General features: G+C 71.5%; 12 protein-coding genes. 10 read left to right on the forward strand and 2 right to left on the reverse strand.

The window, feature by feature from the left end; all coding sequences use genetic code 11:
* Nucleotides 1–116 precede the first annotated feature (116 nt).
* The 3 genes from QFZ76_RS36005 (at nt 117) to QFZ76_RS36015 (ending at nt 5,614) form a co-directional block, all read left to right on the forward strand.
* Entirely contained in the window at nt 117–2,249 is a 2,133-nt protein-coding gene (locus QFZ76_RS36005) for an ATP-binding protein (RefSeq protein WP_307677591.1), read from the forward strand.
* 127 nt (nt 2,250–2,376) lie between these two features.
* Nucleotides 2,377–4,056: a PucR family transcriptional regulator gene (locus tag QFZ76_RS36010; protein ID WP_307677592.1), complete on the forward strand. Its 1,680-nt coding sequence runs from the start codon at nt 2,377–2,379 to the stop codon at nt 4,054–4,056.
* Between the two features lie 112 nt (nt 4,057–4,168).
* Entirely contained in the window at nt 4,169–5,614 is a 1,446-nt protein-coding gene (locus QFZ76_RS36015) for an aldehyde dehydrogenase family protein (protein WP_307677593.1), read from the forward strand.
* A 144-nt stretch (nt 5,615–5,758) separates the two neighbouring features.
* Here QFZ76_RS36015 and QFZ76_RS36020 read toward each other — a convergent pair whose 3' ends face one another.
* Nucleotides 5,759–8,614: a glycoside hydrolase family 3 C-terminal domain-containing protein gene (locus QFZ76_RS36020; RefSeq protein ID WP_307677594.1), complete on the reverse strand. Its 2,856-nt coding sequence runs from the start codon at nt 8,612–8,614 to the stop codon at nt 5,759–5,761.
* Between the two features lie 351 nt (nt 8,615–8,965).
* On the opposite strand from QFZ76_RS36020, the gene QFZ76_RS36025 reads away from it, so the two are divergent.
* The 7 genes from QFZ76_RS36025 to QFZ76_RS36055 all read left to right on the forward strand — a co-directional run bounded on the left by QFZ76_RS36025 (nt 8,966) and on the right by QFZ76_RS36055 (nt 20,022).
* On the forward strand, nt 8,966–10,648 hold the full coding sequence (locus QFZ76_RS36025; protein ID WP_307677595.1) for an extracellular solute-binding protein: 1,683 nt from the start codon (nt 8,966–8,968) through the stop codon (nt 10,646–10,648).
* 26 nt (nt 10,649–10,674) lie between these two features.
* Nucleotides 10,675–11,709, forward strand: coding sequence for a sugar ABC transporter permease (locus QFZ76_RS36030; protein ID WP_307677596.1), 1,035 nt, complete (start codon nt 10,675–10,677; stop codon nt 11,707–11,709).
* Complete coding sequence (locus QFZ76_RS36035; RefSeq protein WP_307677597.1) at nt 11,706–12,668, forward strand: carbohydrate ABC transporter permease; 963 nt, start codon at nt 11,706–11,708, stop codon at nt 12,666–12,668. Before QFZ76_RS36030 ends, QFZ76_RS36035 begins: the two co-directional genes overlap by 4 nt.
* A gap of 192 nt (nt 12,669–12,860) precedes the next feature.
* On the forward strand, nt 12,861–15,080 hold the full coding sequence (locus QFZ76_RS36040; protein WP_307677598.1) for an exo-alpha-sialidase: 2,220 nt from the start codon (nt 12,861–12,863) through the stop codon (nt 15,078–15,080).
* Complete coding sequence (locus QFZ76_RS36045; RefSeq protein WP_307677599.1) at nt 15,080–17,047, forward strand: beta-galactosidase; 1,968 nt, start codon at nt 15,080–15,082, stop codon at nt 17,045–17,047. Before QFZ76_RS36040 ends, QFZ76_RS36045 begins: the two co-directional genes overlap by 1 nt.
* Nucleotides 17,044–19,260, forward strand: coding sequence for a glycoside hydrolase N-terminal domain-containing protein (locus QFZ76_RS36050; protein WP_307677600.1), 2,217 nt, complete (start codon nt 17,044–17,046; stop codon nt 19,258–19,260). The genes QFZ76_RS36045 and QFZ76_RS36050 overlap by 4 nt, the downstream gene beginning before the upstream one ends.
* A 48-nt stretch (nt 19,261–19,308) precedes the next feature.
* The gene (locus QFZ76_RS36055; RefSeq protein WP_307677601.1) at nt 19,309–20,022 is read left to right on the forward strand and encodes a hypothetical protein; all 714 of its coding nucleotides are present in this window, start codon (nt 19,309–19,311) and stop codon (nt 20,020–20,022) included.
* 32 nt (nt 20,023–20,054) lie between these two features.
* Here QFZ76_RS36055 and QFZ76_RS36060 read toward each other — a convergent pair whose 3' ends face one another.
* The gene (locus QFZ76_RS36060) at nt 20,055–21,242 is read right to left on the reverse strand and encodes a sulfotransferase (protein ID WP_307677602.1); all 1,188 of its coding nucleotides are present in this window, start codon (nt 21,240–21,242) and stop codon (nt 20,055–20,057) included.
* Between the last annotated feature and the right edge of the window lie 13 nt (nt 21,243–21,255).

A 21,255-nucleotide genomic window follows, 5' to 3' on the forward strand; every position in this document is an offset into this window, starting at 1 on the left:
GCGGTGTGCGGCCCGGTCGGTAGCGGCCCGGCCGCGTAAGCGGTGAACTACCCAGGCGGGGGCGTTAGATTGACTCGCTGACGGTGGACGGAACGGCTGGTCAAGGGGCGAGGGCGATGGACAGCGACGGGACGCGGGACGCGCGGGGTACGCATGCGAACCCTGTGCCACGTCCGGCGGGACCCCCGGGGATCCCGGCGATGCCGCCGCGGCCGACCGCGGCTCCGACGCCGGGCGTGCCGCCGAGGCCGGACGGGTCGGCCTTCCTCGCGTGGCTGCGGACGCCCCGGCCGGAGGCGGCACCGGGGGTGTGGCGGTTCGGGCACAAGCCGCGGCCGGACGAGGAGCCCGAGCAGATCCCGACCCGGCAGCTGCTCAGCGGCGCGGTGATCGCCTTCCTCGTCGGCTGGCTGATCTGGTCGCTCCTGTGGAACGGCTACCTCGGCGGCTGGTGGGTCCTGCCCCTCGAACTCTTCACGCCGGACTCCTGGCGGCACAGCAACGACCGCGTCGGCAACGCCGTCCTCTGGTACAGCTACTACACGCTGATCGCCCTAGCGATCATGTTCGCCGTCGGCCGCCTCGGCCGCTGGGGCGAGGTCTGGCGCCGCTTCGGCCCGCCCGCCTGGCGCCGGTCCGCGCCGGTGACCGAACGGCCGCCCACCCCCGAGCAGGACCCCGCCGAGTGGCCCCAGCTGCGGGCCGCCGGGGCCGTCGACGCCGCCGAGCGGCTCGCCGCCGAGGCCCGGGCCGGGCTGATGCGGGACGTCGACCTCGCCCGGATCGACCGCGCCTGGCAGGGCGTGCGCAGCGGCCGGCACAGCCTCGCCACCTTCACCGGCGCGGTGCTCGGCGAAGGCGCCGCCGCCTGCGCGCACCCCTCCGGCGAGCGCGACCTGCCGACCCGGATCGCCCGGCACGACCTGGTCACCGGCCAGGTGCGCCTGGGCACCACGGCCGACGACGCCCGCAACCCGTACGCCTACCGCGGCACCGGCCTCGGCCTCGGCCCCGAGCTGCTCGGCACCTCGCTCCTCGCCGTCGGGCCGCCCGGCTCCGGCAAGACCGGGACCGTGGTGAACCCGCTCGCCGAGTCGCTGTGCCTGCACGCGCTCGCCGGGCGCGCCTCGGTCGTGGTGGTCGGCGCGGCGGGCGCCGGGCTCGGCCCGGCCGACTCCTACGACGTGGTCGTACGGATCGGGAATCCGGAATCGGTGTACGACCTCGACCTGTACGGCGGGACGACGGACCCGGACGAGGCGGCGGCGGTGCTCGCCGAGGCGCTCGTCGGCGATCTCGCCGAGCCGCACCAGGGCGGGGACACCCGCCGCTCCACCACCGTCCTCGCCCAGCTCCTCGGGCCGTTCCGGACGGTCCACGGACGCTTCCCCTCCGTACCGGAGCTGCGGCAGCTGCTCGACGGATCGCCCGCGCCGCTGGCCGCACTGCGCAAGGGCCTCGAGGACTCCGGGCAGGAGTCGCTGCTGCGCGAACTGGACGCGCGGGAACGGCAGATGGGACAGCCGGGGGACGTGGGCGGCGTACTCGCGGATCGCGTGGCGCTGCTCGACCGGCCGGCCTTCGCGGGCTTCTTCGACACGTCCGGACAGTCGCGGCCGTTCTCGCTCAAGGCGCTCGACCATCCCGTGCGGGTGCGCGTCGACCTGCCGCAGCGCGGGCACGCCGACGCCTCGCGGATGCTGGCGCGGCTGGTGCTGGCCCAGTTCACGGCGAGTGTGGCGGTACGGGAGGACCGGTCGCTGTTCGCCTGCCTGATCCTGGACGACGCCACGGGCGTGGTGACGCCCGAAGCGGTGCGGGGCATTCAGCGGCTGCGGTCGGGCAACGCCGGGGTCGTGCTGACGCTGCGCACCCTGGACGACGTACCGAGGCCGTTGCGCGGGCCGCTGCTCGGGGCCACCGGGTGCCGGATGGCGCTGTCCGGGCTGACGCCGTGGGACGGGCAGGACTTCGCCGAGGTGTGGGGCAAGGAGTGGATCGAGGCGCGGGACGTCACCGACCGGCAGATCATCGCCGAGACGCCGGCCGGCAAGGCGCTGCACGCGGTGCGGCGGGTGATCACCGGCAAGGCGCCGACCGCGCGGGCGGTGACCGTACGGCAGGTCGAGCGCGAGCGGTGGTCCGCGTCCGAGCTGGCGCACGGCGTGCCGCCGGGGCACGCGGTGCTGTCCCTCACCAACGTGAAGGGCGAGCACGCGCCGCCGCTGCTGGTGGATCTGCGCGGTTGAGGTGACGCGGGGACCGTACGCTGAGGCAGAATCGGCACAGGCCGTTCATACGTAGCGGCCAAAAGATCACAAAGATCGCGGCAGCCACACATGCCACACATACCTGTCTCGTACACCTGAAGGCCTCATGCCCCCCACGCTCGCCTCGCTCATCCACCACTCCGCGCTGAAACTGACCGTGCGGGCGGGCGAGGACCGCCTGGACGTGCCGGTCCGCTGGGCGCACGTCAGCGAGCTCGCCGACCCCGTGCCCTACATGGAGGGCGGCGAGCTGCTGCTGGTCACCGCGCTGAAGCTGGACGCGGAGGACCCTGAGGCGATGGCGCGCTATGTGAAGCGGCTGGTCGGCGCGGGGGTCGTCGGGCTCGGCTTCGCCGTCGGGGTCAACTACGAGGAGATCCCCAAGGCGCTCGTCGACGCGGCCGAGCAGGAAGGGCTGCCGCTGCTGGAGGTACCGCGCCGCACGCCCTTCCTCGCCATCAGCAAGGCGGTGTCCGCGGAGATCGCCGCCGACCAGTACCGGGCGGTGACCGCGGGCTTCGCGGCGCAGCGAGAACTGACCAAGCAGGCCCTCACGGACGGCCCGGAGGGGCTGCTGAGCGCGCTCGCCTCGCAGGTCGACGGGTGGGCCGCGCTCTACGACGCCTCGGGCGCCGTCGTCGCCACCGCGCCGGAGTGGGCGGTACGGCGGGCCGCCCGGCTCACGGCGGACGTCGAGCGGCTTCGGGACCGGCCCGCGCCCGCCTCGTCGGTCGTCGGCGGCCCCGAGCACGAGGACCGGGTCGAACTGCACTCGCTGGGCACCGGGCGGCGGCCGCGCGCCGCGCTGGCCGTCGGGACCGCCGCGGCCCTCGGCACCGCCGAGCGGTACGCCCTCCACTCGGCCATCGCCCTGCTCACCCTCACGACGGAACGGTCACGTTCCCTGCACGCGGCCGAACAGCGGCTCGGCGTGGCGGTGCTGCGCATGCTGCTCGCCGGGGAGCCGGACCACGCGCGCACGGTCGCCGGGGATCTGTACGGCGCTCTGCTCGACGCCCCCTTCCGGATGATCGTCGCCGAGTCGGCCTCCGCCGCGTCGGCCGCCCGGGTGCAGACCGACGACCACGCGCACGTGCCGCCCGCCAATCCGACGGCCGCCACCCTCGCCGCCGCCGACACGAACGGTGACCCGCTGGGCGCGCTCACCGAAGTCGTCGAGTCGGCGGCGGCCCGTTCCGGCGAGGCCGTCCTGGTCGTGCCGGAGAACGGGGGCGGCGAGAGCGAGCGGCTGGTGGTGCTCGCCGCGGACGGCGGTGCCGCGGTGGCCGCGTGCGGGGAGTACGCGGCGGCGCTGGAGGCGGCGCGGGCGGGGGTACGGGAGCAGGCGGCCGGCGGTGACGAGGACGAGCTGGTCGTGGGGCTGTCGGCGCCGGTCGGGCCGATCGCCGCGGCGGCGGCGTACAAGCAGGCCGAGCAGGCCTTGTCGGTGGCTCGGCGGCGGGGGCGGGTGTTCGTCGAGCACGAGCAGATGGCGGCCGGGTCGGTGCTGCCGTTGCTGGCCGACGATGCGGTGAAGGCGTTCGCGGACGGTCTGCTGCGGCCGCTGTACGAGCACGACGCGACCGGGCGGGGGGATCTGGTGGCCTCGCTCCGGGCGTGGCTGTCGCGGCACGGTCAGTGGGATGCGGCGGCCGCGGACCTGGGCGTTCACCGGCATACGCTGCGGTACCGGATGCGGCGGGTCGAGGAGATCCTCGGGCGCTCGCTGGACGATCCGGACATGCGGATGGAGCTGTGGCTGGCGCTGAAGGCGACGTCGGCGTAGGCACCCGGGAGAAGGTGCACCCCCACCACCCTGCCAATCCGGCGCACGTCAACGTCCCACCACTACACACTGGCGAAACGCCATCCGCCATCCCCACCCCTACCGTCGACACATGACTTCCACCCACGCCTTCTGGCTCGCCGGCCGCCAGGCCACCGGCGAGGACAGCTTCGACGTCACCTCGCCCTGGGACGGCCGCCTCGTCGGCAAGGTCGCCGTGCCGAGCGACGCGCAGATCGAGGAGGCCGTGGCCGCCGCGCACGCCGTCCGCGAGGACTTCGCGGCCACCCCCGCCCACCTCCGCGCCGCCGCCCTCGACCACGTCAGCCGGCGGCTGGCCGAGCGCACGGAGGAGATCGCGCAGCTCATCTCCGCGGAGAACGGCAAGCCGATCAAGTGGGCCCGCGGCGAGGTCGGCCGGGCCGTCTCCGTGTTCCGGTTCGCGGCCGAGGAGGCGAGGAGGTTCAACGGGGGAGAGGCGCAGCGCCTGGACACCGACGCCGGCGGTCAGGGCCGCCTCGCGCTCACCCGCCGCTTCCCGAAGGGCGTGGTCCTCGGCATCGCGCCGTTCAACTTCCCCCTGAACCTGTGCGCCCACAAGATCGCCCCGGCGATCGCCGCCGGTGCGCCGATCATTCTCAAGCCCGCCCCGGCCACCCCGCTCTCCGGCCTCGTCATCGGTGAACTGCTCGCCGAGACCGACCTGCCGGCCGGTTCCTGGAGCATCCTTCCCGTCCCGAACGACCGGATGCCGGCCCTCGTCCAGGACGAGCGCCTGCCGGTCATCTCCTTCACGGGTTCCGAGAAGGTCGGCTACGCGATCATGGACTCGGTACCGCGCAAGCACTGCACCCTGGAGCTGGGAGGCAACGGCGCCGCGGTCGTCCTCGGCGACTACGCCTCCGACGCCGACCTCGACTGGGCCGCCACCCGCATCGCCACCTTCTCCAACTACCAGGGCGGCCAGTCCTGCATCTCCGTCCAGCGGGTCATCGCGGACGCGTCGGTGTACGACCGTCTGCTGCCCCGCGTCGTCGCCGCCGTCGAGGCCCAGACCACCGGCGACCCGAGCGACGACAAGACCGACGTCGGGCCGCTGGTCAGCGAGGACGCCGCCAAGCGGGTCGAGGCGTGGGTGCAGGAGGCCGTCGAGGCCGGGGCCCAGCTTCACGCCGGCGGCAAGCGCGACGGCGCCTCCTACGCGCCGACCGTCCTGACCGACGTGCCGGCGAGCACCACCCTCTTCTGCGAGGAGGTCTTCGGGCCGGTCCTCACCGTGCAGAAGGTGGACGGGGAGGCGGCTGCCTTCGCCGCCGTCAACGACTCCAAGTACGGCCTCCAGGCGGGCGTGTTCACGCACGACCTCCAGGTCGCCTTCCGCGCCCACCGCGCGCTGGAGGTCGGCGGTGTCGTCATCGGCGACGTGCCGTCCTACCGCGCCGACCAGATGCCGTACGGCGGTGTCAAGCAGTCCGGGGTGGGCCGCGAGGGCGTGAAGTTCGCGATGGACGACTACACGTACGAGCGGGTTCTTGTACTGACCGGACTCGCCCTCTAGCCAATGACCGGACTCACCCTCTAGCTAATGGGAACCATTTTCAGCTAAGGTTGCGTCCGACGCGCTTACGCCGTCCCTGAAGGGGCCCGGCACCGATGCCTTCCGGTGCCGGGCCCCTTCTCTGCGCCGGTCTCCTCCGGACCCTCAGCCGGAGAAGCCGACGTGCGCGAGCCGCAGCGGGCCGCGCAGTCTCAGGTGGACGTCGTGCAGGCCCTCGGCGACGAACCCGGCGCCGAGCGTGGTGTAGGCGTACGGCCCGGAGCCGGACGCGTCCGACGTCAGGGTGGCCAGCGTCGGCCCGCCGTCCAGGGCGAGCTCGACCACGCCCTCGCCCGCCACCGACACCGTCACCCGCGTGGCACCGGCGCCGAAGTCGCAGGCGCGGTAGACCAGTTCACCGGTCCGTCCCTCCGCCGCCGTCACCGCGTCGCCCGCGGTCTTCGTACGGTCGACGATCTCGACGCCGCTCTGGTCGTCGAAGTCGGCTCCGTCCAGGCCGCGTTCGAGCACCGGACGCGGGGCCGAGGGCTCGCCGTCCAGGAGGACGGTCGTACGAAGGCGGACGTCCTCGCTGGAGGCGCCGGCCAGCAGCTCGTACGGGCCCGGCTCCAGGCGCCACCCGCCCTGGGCCACGTCCCAGAACGCGAAGGAACGCAGGGGGACTTCGAAGGCCAGCTCCGCCTCGGCGCCGGGTGCGAGTGTCACGCGCCGGTGCGCCAGCAGTTCGCGGCGCGGGCGCGGGACCACCGGGTCCGCGGCGCGGGTGTAGAGCTGGGCGACCTCGTCGGCCGTGACGTCACCGGTGTTGGTGATCGTGAAGGAGACGTGCAGCGTCTCGGCCTCGACGCGGGAGCTGAGACCGCCGTAGGAGAACGTCGCGTACGACAGACCGTGTCCGAAGGGGAACAGCGGTGTGCCCTCGAAGTAGAGGTACGTCTGGCGGCTGCCGATGACGTCGTAGTCGAGGAGGCCGGGCAGGTCGGCGTCGTCGGCGTACCAGGTCTGCGGGAGACGGCCGGCGGGGGAGACGTCGCCGGCCAGGACGCGGGCGAGGGCGGTGCCGGCCGCCTGGCCGCCATGGGCCGTCCACAGCACCGCGGGGAGGCCGGCGGTGTCGAGCGCGTAGGGATAGGCGGAGGTCAGCGCCAGCACGGTGTTCGGGTTGGCGGCGCGGGCGGCGCGCAGCAGGCGCTCCTGCTGGGCGGGCAGGCGCAGCGTCGTACGGTCCTCCGTCTCGCGGCCGTTGATGTGCGGGTCGTTGCCCGCGACGACCAGGACCACGTCGGCCTCGGACGTCACCCGGCGCACCGCGTCCTCACCGCGCTCGACGATGATCAGCGTGAAGATTTCCGGCTCATCCGCGATTTCCGGATTCTCGGCGGCAACCTTGATCCCGTCGGCGCCGACAGAGACGTGGCGACCGGTACCGACGTGCCTGAGGAGGTGTCCGTTCTCGTGCGGTTCCAGCCGGAACGTCTCCTGGGCGACCCAGCCTCCGGGCTGGTCGGCGGAGGCGCGTACGTAGCCGTCCTCGGCGACCGAGAGATAGCGGCCGTCCGGGGCGCGCAGGGTCAGGACGCCCTCGCCCCAGTCGACGAGCGCGAGTTCGGTGCCGACGGCGGCCGCGGTGAGCGGGGGCAGGTCGGTGCGGCCCGCGAGCAGGGCCGGGTCCAGCGCGCCCTCGGCGCCGCGCACCTCGTCGGTCGCGTCCTGTGCCTCGGGGACGTGGAGGAACGTACCTTCGCGCGTCTTGAGCAGGACCCGGTCCACCCCCTCCGCGAACTCGACGCGCTCCGCGCCGAACCGCTCGTACAGGCCCTCCAGCGGGGTCGAGCGGTGGATGAGGGTGCCGCTGTACCAGTCGAGCTTGCACTCGTCGGCGAGCAGGCCGACCACGGCGATCCGGGTGTCCTGGGCCAGCGGCAGCACGCCGTCGTTCTTGAGCAGGACGATCGCCTGCTCGGCGGCCTCCTGGGCGAGCGCGCGGTGCGCCGGGGTGTCGAAGTCCGAGGTGTCGGCGTACGGGTCGTAGCGCGGGTCGAACTCGCCGAGCCGGAAGCGGACGGAGAGCTGGCGGCGGACGGCGGTGTCGAGGTCGGCCTCGGTCAGCAGGCCACGGTCCAAGGCCCCCTGGACGCGTGCGACGATCTGCGAACTGTCCGTCCCGTGGTCGGTGAAGCTGTCGACGCCGGCCAGGACCGCGGCCGCGGTGGCCTCCTCGTGGGTGTCGAAGTAGTGCTCCGAGTCGACCAGGTTGGTGGGCGCGCCCGCGTCCGAGCAGACCAGCAACTCCTCGTCGGTCCAGGTGCGCAACTGCTCGCGCAAGTAGGGCGAGACGTGGTTCGGGCGGCCGTTGACCAGGTTGTACGCCGGCATCACCCCGGCCGTCGCGCCCGCCTCGACGGTCTCGCGGAAGGCCCGCAGGTCGTACTCGTGCAGCACCCGCGGACGCACCGAACTCGACGCGGTGGCCCGGTCCGTCTCGTTGTTGTGCGCCAGCCAGTGCTTGAGGACCGGCGCCGTGCGCCAGTACGTCGGGTGGTCGCCGCGCAGGCCCTGCGTGTACGCGGTGGCGATGGCGGAGGTGAGCTTCGGGTCCTCCGAGTAGCCCTCCTCGTTACGGCCCCACAGCGGATGCCTCAGCAGGTTCACCGTCGGCGACCAGACGTTGAGGCCGACGCGCTCGTCACGGGTGCGCATCGCGCGGGTCTCCTTGGACACCGCCTCGCCGACCCGTCGTACCAGATCGGTGTTCCAGGTCGCGCCGAGGCCCACGGCCTGCGGGAACACCGTGGCCGGGCCCATCCATGCCACGCCGTGCAGGGCCTCCTGGCCGGTGCGGAACGCGGCGATGCCGAGGCGCTCGACGGCGGGCGTGAACTGGTGCAGGAACCCGGTCTTCTCGTCGAGGGTCAGCCGCGACAGCAGGTCGTCGATGCGCTTCGCGAACGGCAGGCGCGGATCGCGGAAAGGCGTGGTAGGCGGCGTTTGTGCGGTCACGTGGGGATCCCCTTGCGATGGAGCGGCGAAGCGCTTTCGAAGCGCTTCGATGCTGATTCGATCCGGGGGTGGGTGTCAAGACACCCCGGGGCAACAACTCCGACTCCCCACCGACATTTCAAGTCGCGTAAGAGCCCGATCCGATCCTTCATACCTCGGAGGAATCTTGGAAGCGACCCTTGTGCACCCCTGGGTGTTCACTTAACCTCGCAGCAACATCGAAGCGCTTCGACTACTTCGACTCCTTCGACTAGTCACTATGACCGCTTCAGCTCAGCCAGTTCCACTCAAGACACCGCAGCCGACGGCTCCACCGCCGGGTGTCCTGGTGCGCCATGAAGGGTTGACGCAATGACGCCGAACGCCGCCGCCTCCTCCGCCCCGAGTCGGAGAAGCTTCCTCGCCTCCACCGCGGTCGCCACCGCAGCGGTGGCCGGAGGGATGCCCTTGCTCGCCGCCTGCGGCGGCGGGCAGAGCGGAAGCAAGGACGGCACCACCTCCGGGAAGGCGGCCGAGAAGCTCCTCCCGGCCTTCGTGGCGTCGACCGTCGTCGTGCCGGACATCCCCTCGAAGAACGGCTCGTCGGCCGGCTTCACCAAGCCGATCGACCTGGACGCCCTGAAGACCTCGGTGCCGAAGAAGCTCGGCGGCGGCAGCCAGTTGAAGGTCATGGCGCCGATGTGGGGCAGCCCGCCCTCCAACGACAACGCGTACTACACGGCCGTGAACGAGGCCGTCGGTGTCAAGGTGACCTGGCAGAACCAGGACGGCAACACCTACGACGAGAAGCTGGGCGCCGTCCTCGCCTCCAGCGACATCCCGGACGTGGTGGTCGTCCCGGGCTGGAACCTGAACGGCAAGATACCCAGCGCCATCAACGCCAAGTTCGCCGACCTCGGCCCCTACCTGTCCGGCGACAAGGTCAAGGCGTACCCGAACCTCGCGGCGGTGCCGACCGACGCCTGGCAGCGTTCCATCTTCGGCGGCCAGTTGCGCGCCATCCCGATGCCGGCCTCGTACGTGACGAACATCGTGCCCTTCTACCGCAAGGACATCTTCGAGGCGAAGGGCTACGAACTGCCCAAGACCGCCGACGAGTTCCTGGCCTGGGCGAAGGAGGCCACCGACGCCAAGGCGAAGGTGTGGGCCTGCGACGACCTGAAGTGGACCGCCTTCAACATCTACGGCGTCCTCAACGGCAGCGACAAGGCGCTGTGGTGGGACCTCAGGGACGGCAAGCTCGTCAACCGCATCGAGACCGACGAGTACCTCGAAGCCCTGGAGTGGATGCGCAAGCTCTACGCGGCCGGCGTGGTCCACCCCGACGCCAAGGCCGTCAAGGGCGACGCGTCCAACCGCTTCACCGCGGGCCAGTCCCTCGTCTTCAACGGCGACATCTCCTACTGGTACGGCTCGACGGCCGAACAGCGCACCCAGAAGACCGCCTTCGAGATGGGCGCGTTCGACATCTTCGGCCCCGACGGCGGCGACCCCACGATCTACGCGACCCAGCCGGCGGGCATCTTCACCTTCGTCAGCAAGAAGGCGTCCAAGCAGCAGATCAAGGACTTCCTGGCGCTCGCCAACTACTGCGCCGCGCCGTACGGCACCAAGGAGTACATGCTCACCGCCTACGGCGTCGAGGGCACCGACTACACGCTGAAGGACGGCATGCCCGTCAAGACCGCCAAGGGCAACAACGAGGTCTTCGGCGCCTACGACTACACCGGCGACCCGGCCTCCTACCTGGCGCACCCCGACCTCCCCGAGATCGCCAAGCTTCAGGTCGAGTGGCAGCAGCGCATGGGCGCCTTCACCAAGAAGTCCTCCTTCTACGGGCTGACCATCACCGAGCCCAACCGCTTCACCAATCTCGCCAACGACTTCGAGCAGCTGGAGGACGACGTCGTCCGCGGCCGCAAGAAGATCAGCGACGTCCAGCAGGCCGTGTCCGACTGGAAGTCCAAGGGCGGCGACGGGTTGCGCGACTGGTACCAGAAGCTGCTCGACGACAACGGCTCCGCGGCCAACTGACCCAGGGCTGAGGCAAGGAGAAAGCCGTGTCCCACAGCACGGTGCCTCGGACCAGGGCCGAGGCGAAGACCGACGAGAAGACTCCGGCCGGGTCCGGCGACACGGCCGGCCCCCGGGGCAAGCGGCGCGCGGGAAAGCTGAGCCTGCGGCTCAGGTTCAGACGCGACCGCACGCTGATCCTGATGACCCTGCCGGCCATCCTGCTGCTCCTCGTCTTCAACTACATACCGATCTTCGGCAATGTGGTCGCGTTCCAGGACTACGACCCGTACCTCAGCGACAACGGCTTCGTCGCCATGTTCGAGAGTCCCTGGGTCGGCTTCGAGCAGTTCGAGCGGATCTTCCAGGACTCCGGCTTCTGGCACGCGGTGCAGAACACGTTCGTGCTGTTCTTCCTCCAGCTCGTGCTCTTCTTCCCCATCCCGATCCTGCTCGCACTCGTCATCAACAGCGTGATCAGGCCCCGGGTCCGGGCGGTCGCCCAGGCGATCATGTACCTGCCCCACTTCTTCTCGTGGGTGCTGGTCGTCACCGTCTTCCAGCAGATCTTCGGCGGCGCCGGCATCATCGCGCAGACCCTCCGGCAGCACGGCTACGAGGGCTTCGACCTGATGACCGACCCGGGGATCTTCAAGTTCCTGGTGACCGCCGAGGGCGTCTGGAAGGACGCCGGCTGGGGCATCATCGTCTTCCTCGCCGCGCTCTCCGCCGTCTCCAACGACCTGTACGAGGCCGCCGCGATGGACGGCGCCGGACGCTGGCGCCGCATGTGGCACATCACGCTTCCCGCACTGCGCCCGGTGATCGCCCTGCTGCTGGTGCTGCGCGTCGGCGACGCCCTTACGGTCGGCTTCGAGCAACTCCTGCTCCAACGCGACTCGGTGGGTCCAGGCGCCTCCGAGGTCCTCGACACCTACGTGTGGTGGAACGGCATCCGCAACCAGGACTTCAGCTACGCCGCGGCCGCCGGCCTGATCAAGGGTGTGGTCGGTCTGGCCCTCGTGCTGACCGCGAACAAGGTCGCCCATCTCATGGGTGAGCAGGGGGTGTACAAGAAGTGAGCACCGTCATCGACAAGCCCGACCGGCCGGCGGCGTCCGACCGGGCCGCGTCCGGGCCGAGCCCGTGGGCCGCCCCGGAGCGGCCGGCCTGGGAGGAGGAGCCCTCGAAGGCGGGTCTCGCCGGCAAGGGGATCGTCCTCACCCTGGCCTGCTTCGCGATCCTCTTCCCGCTGTGGATCGTCATCGTCACCAGCCTCTCGTCGAAGAAGACCATCGACGCGACCGGTGGCCTCGTGATGATCCCCAAGGACATCACCTTCATCGCCTACCAGGAACTCCTCAGCGGCGGGCAGGTCCAGCGCGCCGCCCTGGTGAGCACGGGCGTGACCCTCGTCGGCACACTGTTCAGCATGACGGTGTCCGTCCTGTCCGCCTACGGCCTCTCGCGCGTCGGCTCGCTCGGGCACCGCTGGTTCCTGATGCTGCTCCTCGCCACCATGTTCTTCGGCGCCGGCCTCATCCCGACCTATCTGCTGGTGCAGGCCCTCGGGCTGACCGACACCTACCTCGCGCTGATCCTGCCCAGTGCGGTGAGCGTCTTCAACATCCTGGTCCTGCGTGCGTTCTTCATGGGCATCTCGCCGGAACTCACCGACAGCGCGCGCATCGACGGGGCCGGGGACTGGCGGATTCTCTGGACGATCGTGATGCCGTTGTCGCGGGCCGTGCTCGCGGTGATCGCGCTCTTCTACGCGGTCGGGTACTGGAGCGCCTGGTTCAACGCGTCGATCTATCTGACCGACCAGGACATGATGCCGCTGCAGAACGTCATGATCCAGCTCGTCCAGAAGCAGGAACGGCCGGTTGGACTGGCCACCCAGATCAACACGGGTCAGCTCTCGCCGCTGGCTGTGCAGATGGCCGTGATGGTGCTGGCCCTGGTGCCGGTCGCGGTGCTCTCGCCCTTCGTGCAGCGGCACTTCAAGAAGGGCATGCTCACGGGCGCGGTCAAGGGCTGACCGTTCGGTGCCTTCTCAGAGGGGTGCTTCGCGCTTCTGGCGGCTGCGGGCCCGTTGTGGCTGGTCGCTCCCCCAAGTTCTCGGCTTCGCTCGAACCCGGGGGGACCCCCATCGCGGCGGAGCCGCATATCGATACCGCCCGCGCCCCCAAGGGTCTCTCCCCTCCCCCTTTCTTGCAGAACGAGGTATGTCATGCCTACGTCCAGCCTGAGTCGACGTGCCGTTCTCGCCGGGACCGCGGCCGCCGCCGCGCTCACCGCAGTGCCCCTGGCCCAGGGACCTGCGTACGGCGCCGAGGCGCAAGCCGCCCCCGCCCCCGCCTACCGCTGGCGCACCGCAGTCATCGGCGGCACCGGCTTCGTCACCGGCGTCCTCTTCCACCCCTCCGTCCGCGGTCTCGCCTACGCCCGTACCGACATCGGCGGCGCCTACCGCTGGGACGACCGGGCCGCCCGCTGGACGCCGCTGACCGATCACCTCGGCTGGGACGACTGGAACCTGCTCGGGGTCGAGGCGATCGCCGTCGACCCCGCCCACCCGAACCGTCTCTATCTCGCCCTCGGCACCTACGCCCAGTCCTGGGCCGGCAACGGAGCCGTCCTGCGCTCCGAGGACCGTGGCGCCACCTGGAGCCGCACCGACCTCACCGTGAAGCTCGGTGCCAACGAGGACGGGCGGGGCGCGGGGGAGCGGCTTCTGGTGGATCCGCGGGACAGTGACACCCTGTGGCTGGGGACCCGGCACGACGGGCTGCTCAAGTCGACCGACCGGGGCGCCACTTGGGCGGCCGCGACCGGCTTCCCGGGCACCCCGAGCGCGACTGGCCAGGGCGTCACCCTCCTGGTCGCCGCCGGCCGCACCCTCTACGCCGGCTGGGGCGACTCGGACGGTACCTCGGCCAACCTGTACCGCACCGCCGACGGCACCACCTGGAAGGCCGTCCCCGGGCACCCCTCCGGCACCGCCGCCAAGGTCCCGATCCGCGCCGCGTACGACAAGTACACCCGCGAGCTGTACGTGACGTACGCCAACGCGCCCGGCCCCAACGGCCAGTCCGACGGCAGTGTGCACAAGCTGCGCACCGCGGACGGGAAGTGGACCGAGGTCACGCCGGTGAAGCCGGGCGGGACCACGAGTGACGGATCCGCCGACAGTTTCGGTTACGGCGGGGTCGCCGTCGACGCCCGCCGCCCCGGCACCGTCGTCGTCTCCACCAACAACCGCTGGGCCGCGGTCGACACCCTGTACCGCACCACCGACGGCGGCCGCACCTGGACGTCCCTCAAGGACGCTGCCGTGTTCGACGTGTCCGAGACTCCCTTCCTCAACTGGGGTGGTGACAAGCCGAAGTTCGGCTGGTGGATCCAGGCGGTGGCCGTCGACCCGTACGACTCCCGGCACGTCGTCCACGGCACCGGCGCCACCCTCTACGCCACCCGGGACCTGAAGAACTGGGCCCCGCAGATCCGCGGCCTGGAGGAGACGGCCGTGCGCCAGCTGATCTCGCCCCCGGTCGGGAAGGCGCACCTGATCAGCGGGCTCGGGGACATCGGCGTGATGTACCACGAGCGGCTCACGGCGTCTCCGTCGCGCGGCATGGCGACGAACCCCGTGTTCGGGTCGGCGACGGGACTCGCGCAGGCCGCGGCCAGACCGGCGTACGTCGTCCGCGCGGGCTGGGGCGACAACGGCAACGGCGCCTACTCGAACGACGGCGGTCAGACCTGGGCGCCCTTCGCGGCACAGCCCGCCATCGCCAAGGACGCACCGGGGCCGATCGCCACCAACGCCGACGGCAGCGCGGTGCTGTGGTCCTTCGTGCACTGGGACGGCACGAAGTACCCGGCCCACCGCTCGGCGGACAACGGTGCCACCTGGACTGAGATCTCCTCCTTCCCGAAGGGCGCCACGCCGGTCGCCGACCCGGCCGACCCGACGCGCTTCTACGCATACGACACCGACACAGGAACGCTACTCGCCAGCACTGACAGTGGCCGCTCGTTCACAGCGCGTGCGACCGGACTGCCGTCCGGCGACAGCCAGTTCAAGCTGGTCGCCGCCCCCGGCAGGTCGGGCGACCTGTGGCTCTCCACCAAGACCAACGGCCTCCACCGGTCCACCGACGGCGGCGTGACCTTCGCCAAGGTCGACAGCTGCTGGGCCTCGCACACCCTCGGCTTCGGCAAGGCGGCCGAGGGAGCCCGGTACCCCGCCATCTATCAGGTCGGCGCCACCGAGAGCGTCACCGCCGTCTACCGCTCCGACGACGAGGCCAGGACCTGGGTGCGGATCAACGACGACGCCCACCAGTGGGGCTGGACCGGCGAGGTCGTCGTCGGCGACCCGCGCCTCTACGGCCGGGTGTACCTCGCCACCAACGGGCGCGGCATCCAGTACGGGGAGCCCGTCTGATGCCCTCGCTGAACGACGCCACGCGCGGCCGCATCCTCTACGGCGGCGACTACAACCCCGAGCAGTGGCCCGAGGAGACCTGGCTCGAAGACGTCCGGCTGATGAAGGACGCCGGCGTCAACTCCGTCACCCTCGGCGTCTTCTCCTGGGCGAAGCTCGAACCGCGCCCGGGGGAGCGGGACTTCGGCTGGCTGGACCGGCTGATGGACCTGATGCACGAGAACGGCATCGGGGTCGTCCTGGCCACGCCCACCGCCTCGCCCCCGCCCTGGATGGGCCACCTCCACCCCGAGACCCTGCCCGTCGACCAGGACGGCCGCACCGAGTGGTGGGGCGGCCGGCAGCACTTCTCGCACTCCAGCGCGACCTACCGCCGGTACGCCGCCGCCGTCACCGAGGACCTCGCCGCCCGCTACGGCGGCCACCCGGCCCTCACGATGTGGCACATCAACAACGAGTACTGCACATACGACTGGAGCGACGAGGCCGCCGTCCGCTTCCGCGGCTGGCTCCAGGACAGGTACGGCACGCTCGACGCGCTCAACGAGGCCTGGGGCACCGCCTTCTGGAGTCAGGGCTACGGCGACTGGGCGGAGATCCACACGCCTCGCCACGCCCACTACCTGAAGAACCCCGCCCAGGTGCTGGACTTCAAGCGCTTCACGTCCGACATGCTCCTGGAGTGCTACGTCGCCGAGCGCGACATCGTCCGCCGGGCCACCCCGCACCTCCCCGTCACCACCAACTTCATGCCGCTGTGGGTCGGTCAGGACGCCTGGCGCTGGGCCGAGGAGGAGGACGTCGTCTCCGTCGACCTCTATCCCGACCCGCGCGATCCGCTCGGCGCCCAGAACGGCGCCCTCGTCCAGGACATGACCCGCTCCCAGGCGCGCGGCCCCTGGATGCTGATGGAGCAGGCAGCGGGACCGGTCAACTGGCGGGGCGTCAACCACCCCAAGCCGCGCGGTCTCAACCGCCTCTGGTCCCTCCAGGCCGTGGCCCGAGGGGCCGACGCCGTCTGCTACTTCCAGTGGCGGCAGTCCCGGCAGGGCGCGGAGAAGTTCCACTCCGGGATGGTCAGCCACGCGGGGGAGGAGGGGCGGACGTACCAGGAGGTAAAGCAGCTCGGTGCCGAACTTGCCCGGATCGGCGAGGAAGTGACGGGCAGTCACTCATCCAACGACATCGCCGTCCTGCACGACTGGCACGCCTGGTGGGCCGGCGCCCAGGACGGGCGTCTGTCCACGCAGGTGGACCACCCCGACCTCCTGAGAGCCTGGCACCGAGCCCTCTGGGAAGCGCATCTCACCACCGACTTCGCTCACCCCGAGCACGACCTGAGCGGCTACAAGCTCGTCGTCGTACCCCAGCTGTACGCCCTCACCGACGCGGCGATCGAGAATCTCCTCGGCTACGTCCGGGACGGCGGCACCCTCGTCTCCGGCTTCCTCACCGGCGTAGCCGACGAGGACGACCGGGTGCGGGCCGGCGGCATGGACGCCCGGCTGCGCGAGCTCTTCGGCATCCGCACGCTGCACGAGTGGTGGCCGCTGGACGCCGACGAGCACGTCGAGTGCGGCGGCTTCCGCGGCACCCTGTGGTCGGAGGAGATCGAGACGTCCGAGGAGGCCGAGGTCGAGGCCGCGTACAAGGGCGGGGAGCTGGACGGGCTGCCGGCCGTGCTCCGCAAGGGACGTGCCTGGTACCTCTCGACGCTCCCCGAGCCGGAGGCGATGCGCGACCTGCTCGCCCGGGTCGCCGCCGGCGCCGGTGCCCGGCCCGTGCTCGACGCGCTCCCCGCCCAGGTCGAGGCGGTCCGCCGCGGTGATCTGCTGTTCGTCCTGAACCACGGGCGCGAGTCCGTGACGGTCGAGGTGCCGGGCACCCGGCGCGACCTGCTGACGGGGGCGACCGTCCGGGGCGAGGTCACCCTCGGCCGCTACGGAGTGGCGGTGCTGAAGCCATGAGCACCGGTCCCGTCCACGGCACCTGGGAGCCGCGGCCCGCCGCCCGCTGGGAGGACGCCTTCCTGAGCGGCAACGGCCACCACGGCGCCATGGTGTTCGGCGATCCGAACGACGAGCGGGTCGTCGTCACCCAGCACACCCTCGTCCGCCCGAACGGCGGCGAAAGCGCCCGCCCGCCGGAACTCGCCGCCGGGCTCCCCGCCCTCCAGGACCGCTTGCTCGCGGGAGAGCTGACCGCCGCCGAGACCTTCACCGACGGCCGTCCCCTCCAGTGGGTCCAGCCGTTCCACCCGGCCTTCCACATACGGCTGAGGGCGCCGCGGGAGGAACCGCGCACGTACCGCCGGTGCGTCGACTTCGCCACCGGCGTCGTCACGGCCGAGTGCGCGGGCCGGCGCAGCCAGGTCTTCGTCTCCCGCGCCGATGACGTCGTCGTCCACCAGGTCACCACGCCCGACGTGGACATCACCCTCGACCACCGGCTCCCGGGCGCACCCCACGACCTCGCCGTCGGCCACGGCGCCGTCCTCACCCCCGAGGGCGCCCTGCTCACCCTGCGCGTCCGCTACCCGGGCAGCGACCGCGCGTACACCGGGGTGACACTGGTCCTGGTCACCGGCGGCCGTACGACGCTCACGCCCCCCGGACTGCGGATCACCGGCGCCGAGTCGGTCCTGCTGCTCACCCGCGTCCTGCGCCACACCGGCGCCCCGGGCGCCCCGGACAGCGACGCCCCGGACGCCCTCGCCCAGGCCCGCGCCCTCGGCGACCTGATCCCGGACGACGAGGACCCGTACGCCCGCCTCCTGGACCGCCACACCGAGCTCCACCGCACGGCCTACGAGCGCGTGACCCTCGACCTCGGGGCGGACCCCGCCGAACGGGCCCTGCCGGGCTCGGAGTTGCTGGCCCGGCCCGACAGCCCGGCCTGCCTGGAGCGTCTCTTCGCCGCGGGGCGCTACCACCTGCTGTCCGCCTCCGGGATGCTCCCGCCCCGTCTGACCGGGCTGTGGACGGGAGACTGGAACACGGGCTGGGCGGGCGCGTTCACCAACGACGCCAACCTCAACCTCCAGACCTCCTCCGCCGCGGCCGCGGCCCTTCCCGAAGTCACCGAAGCCCAGGCCTCACTGATCCACCGTCAACTCGACGACTGGGCCGACAACGCCCGCGCCGTCTTCGGCGCCCGGGGCGTGGTCGCCCCGCCCCACAGTGACGGCGAGTCCGGACTGACCTACCACTTCAGCCGTGAATACCCGCTGCACCTGTGGACCGCCGGCGCCGACTGGCTGCTCAAGCCGCTCGTCGACCACGACGAGACCCGCGGCGAGCGCGACCCGCGCACGGCTCATGCCCTCGCCCAAGTCGCCCTGTTCTACGAGGACTTCCTCACCCGCACCGACGAGAACGGCCGCCTCGCAGTCGTCCCCTCCTACTCGCCCGAGAACCGTCCCGCGAACGCGAGCTGGGGCGCGATCAACGCGGCCATGGACCTCTCGGCCGCCCGCCACGCCCTGCTCACCGCCGCCGAGTACCACCCGGAGCGGGCGGAACGCTGGCGTGCCCTCGCCGACCGGCTCCCGCCGCACCGGATCAACGCCGACGGGGCGCTGGCCGAGTGGGCCTGGCCGGGTCTCGACGACACCTACGACCACCGCCACCTCAGCCACCTCTACGGCGTCTGGCCGCTCGACGAGATCAACCCGTACGACACCCCGGACCTGGCGGCAGCCGCGTACCGGGCCCTCGAACTGCGCGGCGCCGAGAACGACTCCGCGCACGGCCATCTGCACCACGCCCTCGTCGCGGCCCGGCTGCGCGACGGGGAGCGGGTCGCGCACGCCCTCGGGCAGGTGCTCAAGGGGGACTTCTTCCACGCGTCCCTGATGAGCGCGCACTACCCGAACCGTGACGTCTACAACGCGGACGCGGCGCACACCCTGCCCGCCGTGCTCGTCGAGATGCTGGTGCAGTCGACACCGGACCGGCTGGTCCTGCTGCCCGCGCTGCCGACGGCGTACCCGACGGGCCGACTCCTGGGCATCCGCACCCGGTTCGGGGCGGAGATCGACCTCACCTGGAACCAGCACGAAGCGACCGCGGTGATCCGCCCCACCCGGACCCACCGCGTCGAACTCCGGACTTCCTCCGGTGCCGAGCAGCTCGACCTCGTCGCCGGAGAAGACCGCGTCCTCACTCTCGGGGCGTGGTAACCCCCAAAAAAATCCCCCGCATTTCCCCCCACCCATGGAAGGGACACCATGGCATCACGCACCCTCAGCAGGATCAGCAAGGTCCTGCTGGCCCCCGCTCTCGCGCTCGGCGTCACCGTCGGCGTCGCCTCCGCCCCCGCCTCCGCCGCCGTCTGGAGCTCCTGCGACCAGTGGGGCAACACCAGCCTGGGCGGCTACACGCTCTACAACAACATCTGGGGCTCCGGCGCCGGCAGCCAGTGCATCTGGGCGAACTCCGGCACCAACTGGGGCGTCAACGCCAACCACCCCAACACCGGCGGCATCAAGTCCTACCCCAACTCCAAGAAGGTGATCAACAAGACGATCACCTCGCTGGGCTCCCTCTCCAGCAGCTACAACGTCAGCGTCCCGTCGTCCGGCGCGTACAACACGTCGTACGACATCTGGGACACGGACTACGACTACGAGATCATGCTCTGGGTCAACAAGACCGGAGCCGTCGGCCCGCTCGGCACCTCGCAGGGCAACGTGACCCTCGGCGGCCACACCTGGACCGTCTACAAGGGCACCAACGGAGCCAACGAGGTCTTCTCGTTCATCCGCACCTCCAACTCCAGCTCCGGCACCGTGAACATCCTGCCGATCCTGAAGTGGATCAAGGACACCAAGGGCTGGATGGGCAACGAGACCATCGGTGACGTCCAGTTCGGCTTCGAGATCACCTCGTCGTCCGGCGGTCTGGACTTCGCCACGAACAACCTGACGGTCAGCAGCAGCTGACGTGACCCGAGGGCCGGGGCCGGTCCGTGCCGTCAGGCGCGGTCGACCTCGGCCCGCAGGGCGTTGTAGTCCCCGAAGGCCGCCTCCACGTCGGCGCGGCTGAGGCCGTAGCGGGCCAGGTCGTAGCTGTGCGGCCGACTGCCCTTGGGGCGGGCGGCCACCTCCGGGAGCCGGACGGCGTCGGCCTCGGTCCAGCGGGCGCCGATCGCCTCGTAGAGCTTCGGGGCGCCGGCGGCCGGGTCGGAGCCGAGCCAGGAGTACGGGACGTCGACCAGGGACTCGCGCGGGACGGCCGCCCGGGCCGCGAGCCCGCGCCGCACCGAGCGGCTCAGCAGGTCGAGCCAGGTGGCACCCAGGGCGGGCAGGTCGACCGTGCGGCGGGAGAGGGCCATACCGCACTCGACCAGACTGCAGAACGAGGCCACGGCGGTCGCCGGGTCGCGGTGGGTCCACACGAGGGTGGCGTCCGGGAACACGCTGAGCAGGGCGTCGAGGTTCCCGGTGTGCATGGGGGACTTCAGGATCCAGCGGCGGCGCGGACGGCCGTACTGGAGCACCTGGAAGCACTCCTTGAGGTGCCGGTAGTCGGGGACGAAGTCCCGCTCGAACTGCCGGGCGTGGTACTCCGGCAGGTGGGCCTGGGACAGCGGCACCAAGGCGTGCGGCAGGAGGAAGGTGCACTCCTCGGGGCCCTCGGCGGTCATGGGGTGGATGTCGCGGAAACGCGGGGTGAGCAGGTAGGTGCCGTCCAGGGTCCGGCGCGCGGACGTGATCGCCTTCTGCCGCTCTCGGGGCGAGGGGGCGAGGCCGGGGGCGAGCAGCTCCCACAGCCGGGGGCAGCGGTGCTCGTCGGAGAGGGACAGCACGCTGTGGGTGAGCGTGGTGGCGGTGCGCGGCAGACCCACCACGAACACCGGCTTCTCGATGTGCTCCCGCGCGATCGCGGGGTGCTCGGCGATGAGCCGCCGGATCCGGGCCCGGTTGGTGAGATGCCTGCGGACGTGGGACCGCGCCGACTGCCAGCCGACCGGCGACAGGCCCTCGTCGGCCGCCCACTCACGCAACAGCAGCCGGAAGCCGTCGGTGAACCACTCGTCCCCGTCCGTCTGCCCGGCCTTGCCGGCGATCCGGTCGAAGACCCGGTCCGGGTCACGCCGGGAACCGAACGCGGGCCGCAGTAACAGATTGGCCAGCGTCAGAGGGAGGGAAGCGGAAGACACGAGGCGGGTTCCT

The sequence above is a fragment of the Streptomyces sp. V4I2 genome, from assembly GCF_030817655.1.
Lineage (GTDB): Bacteria > Actinomycetota > Actinomycetes > Streptomycetales > Streptomycetaceae > Streptomyces > Streptomyces plumbiresistens.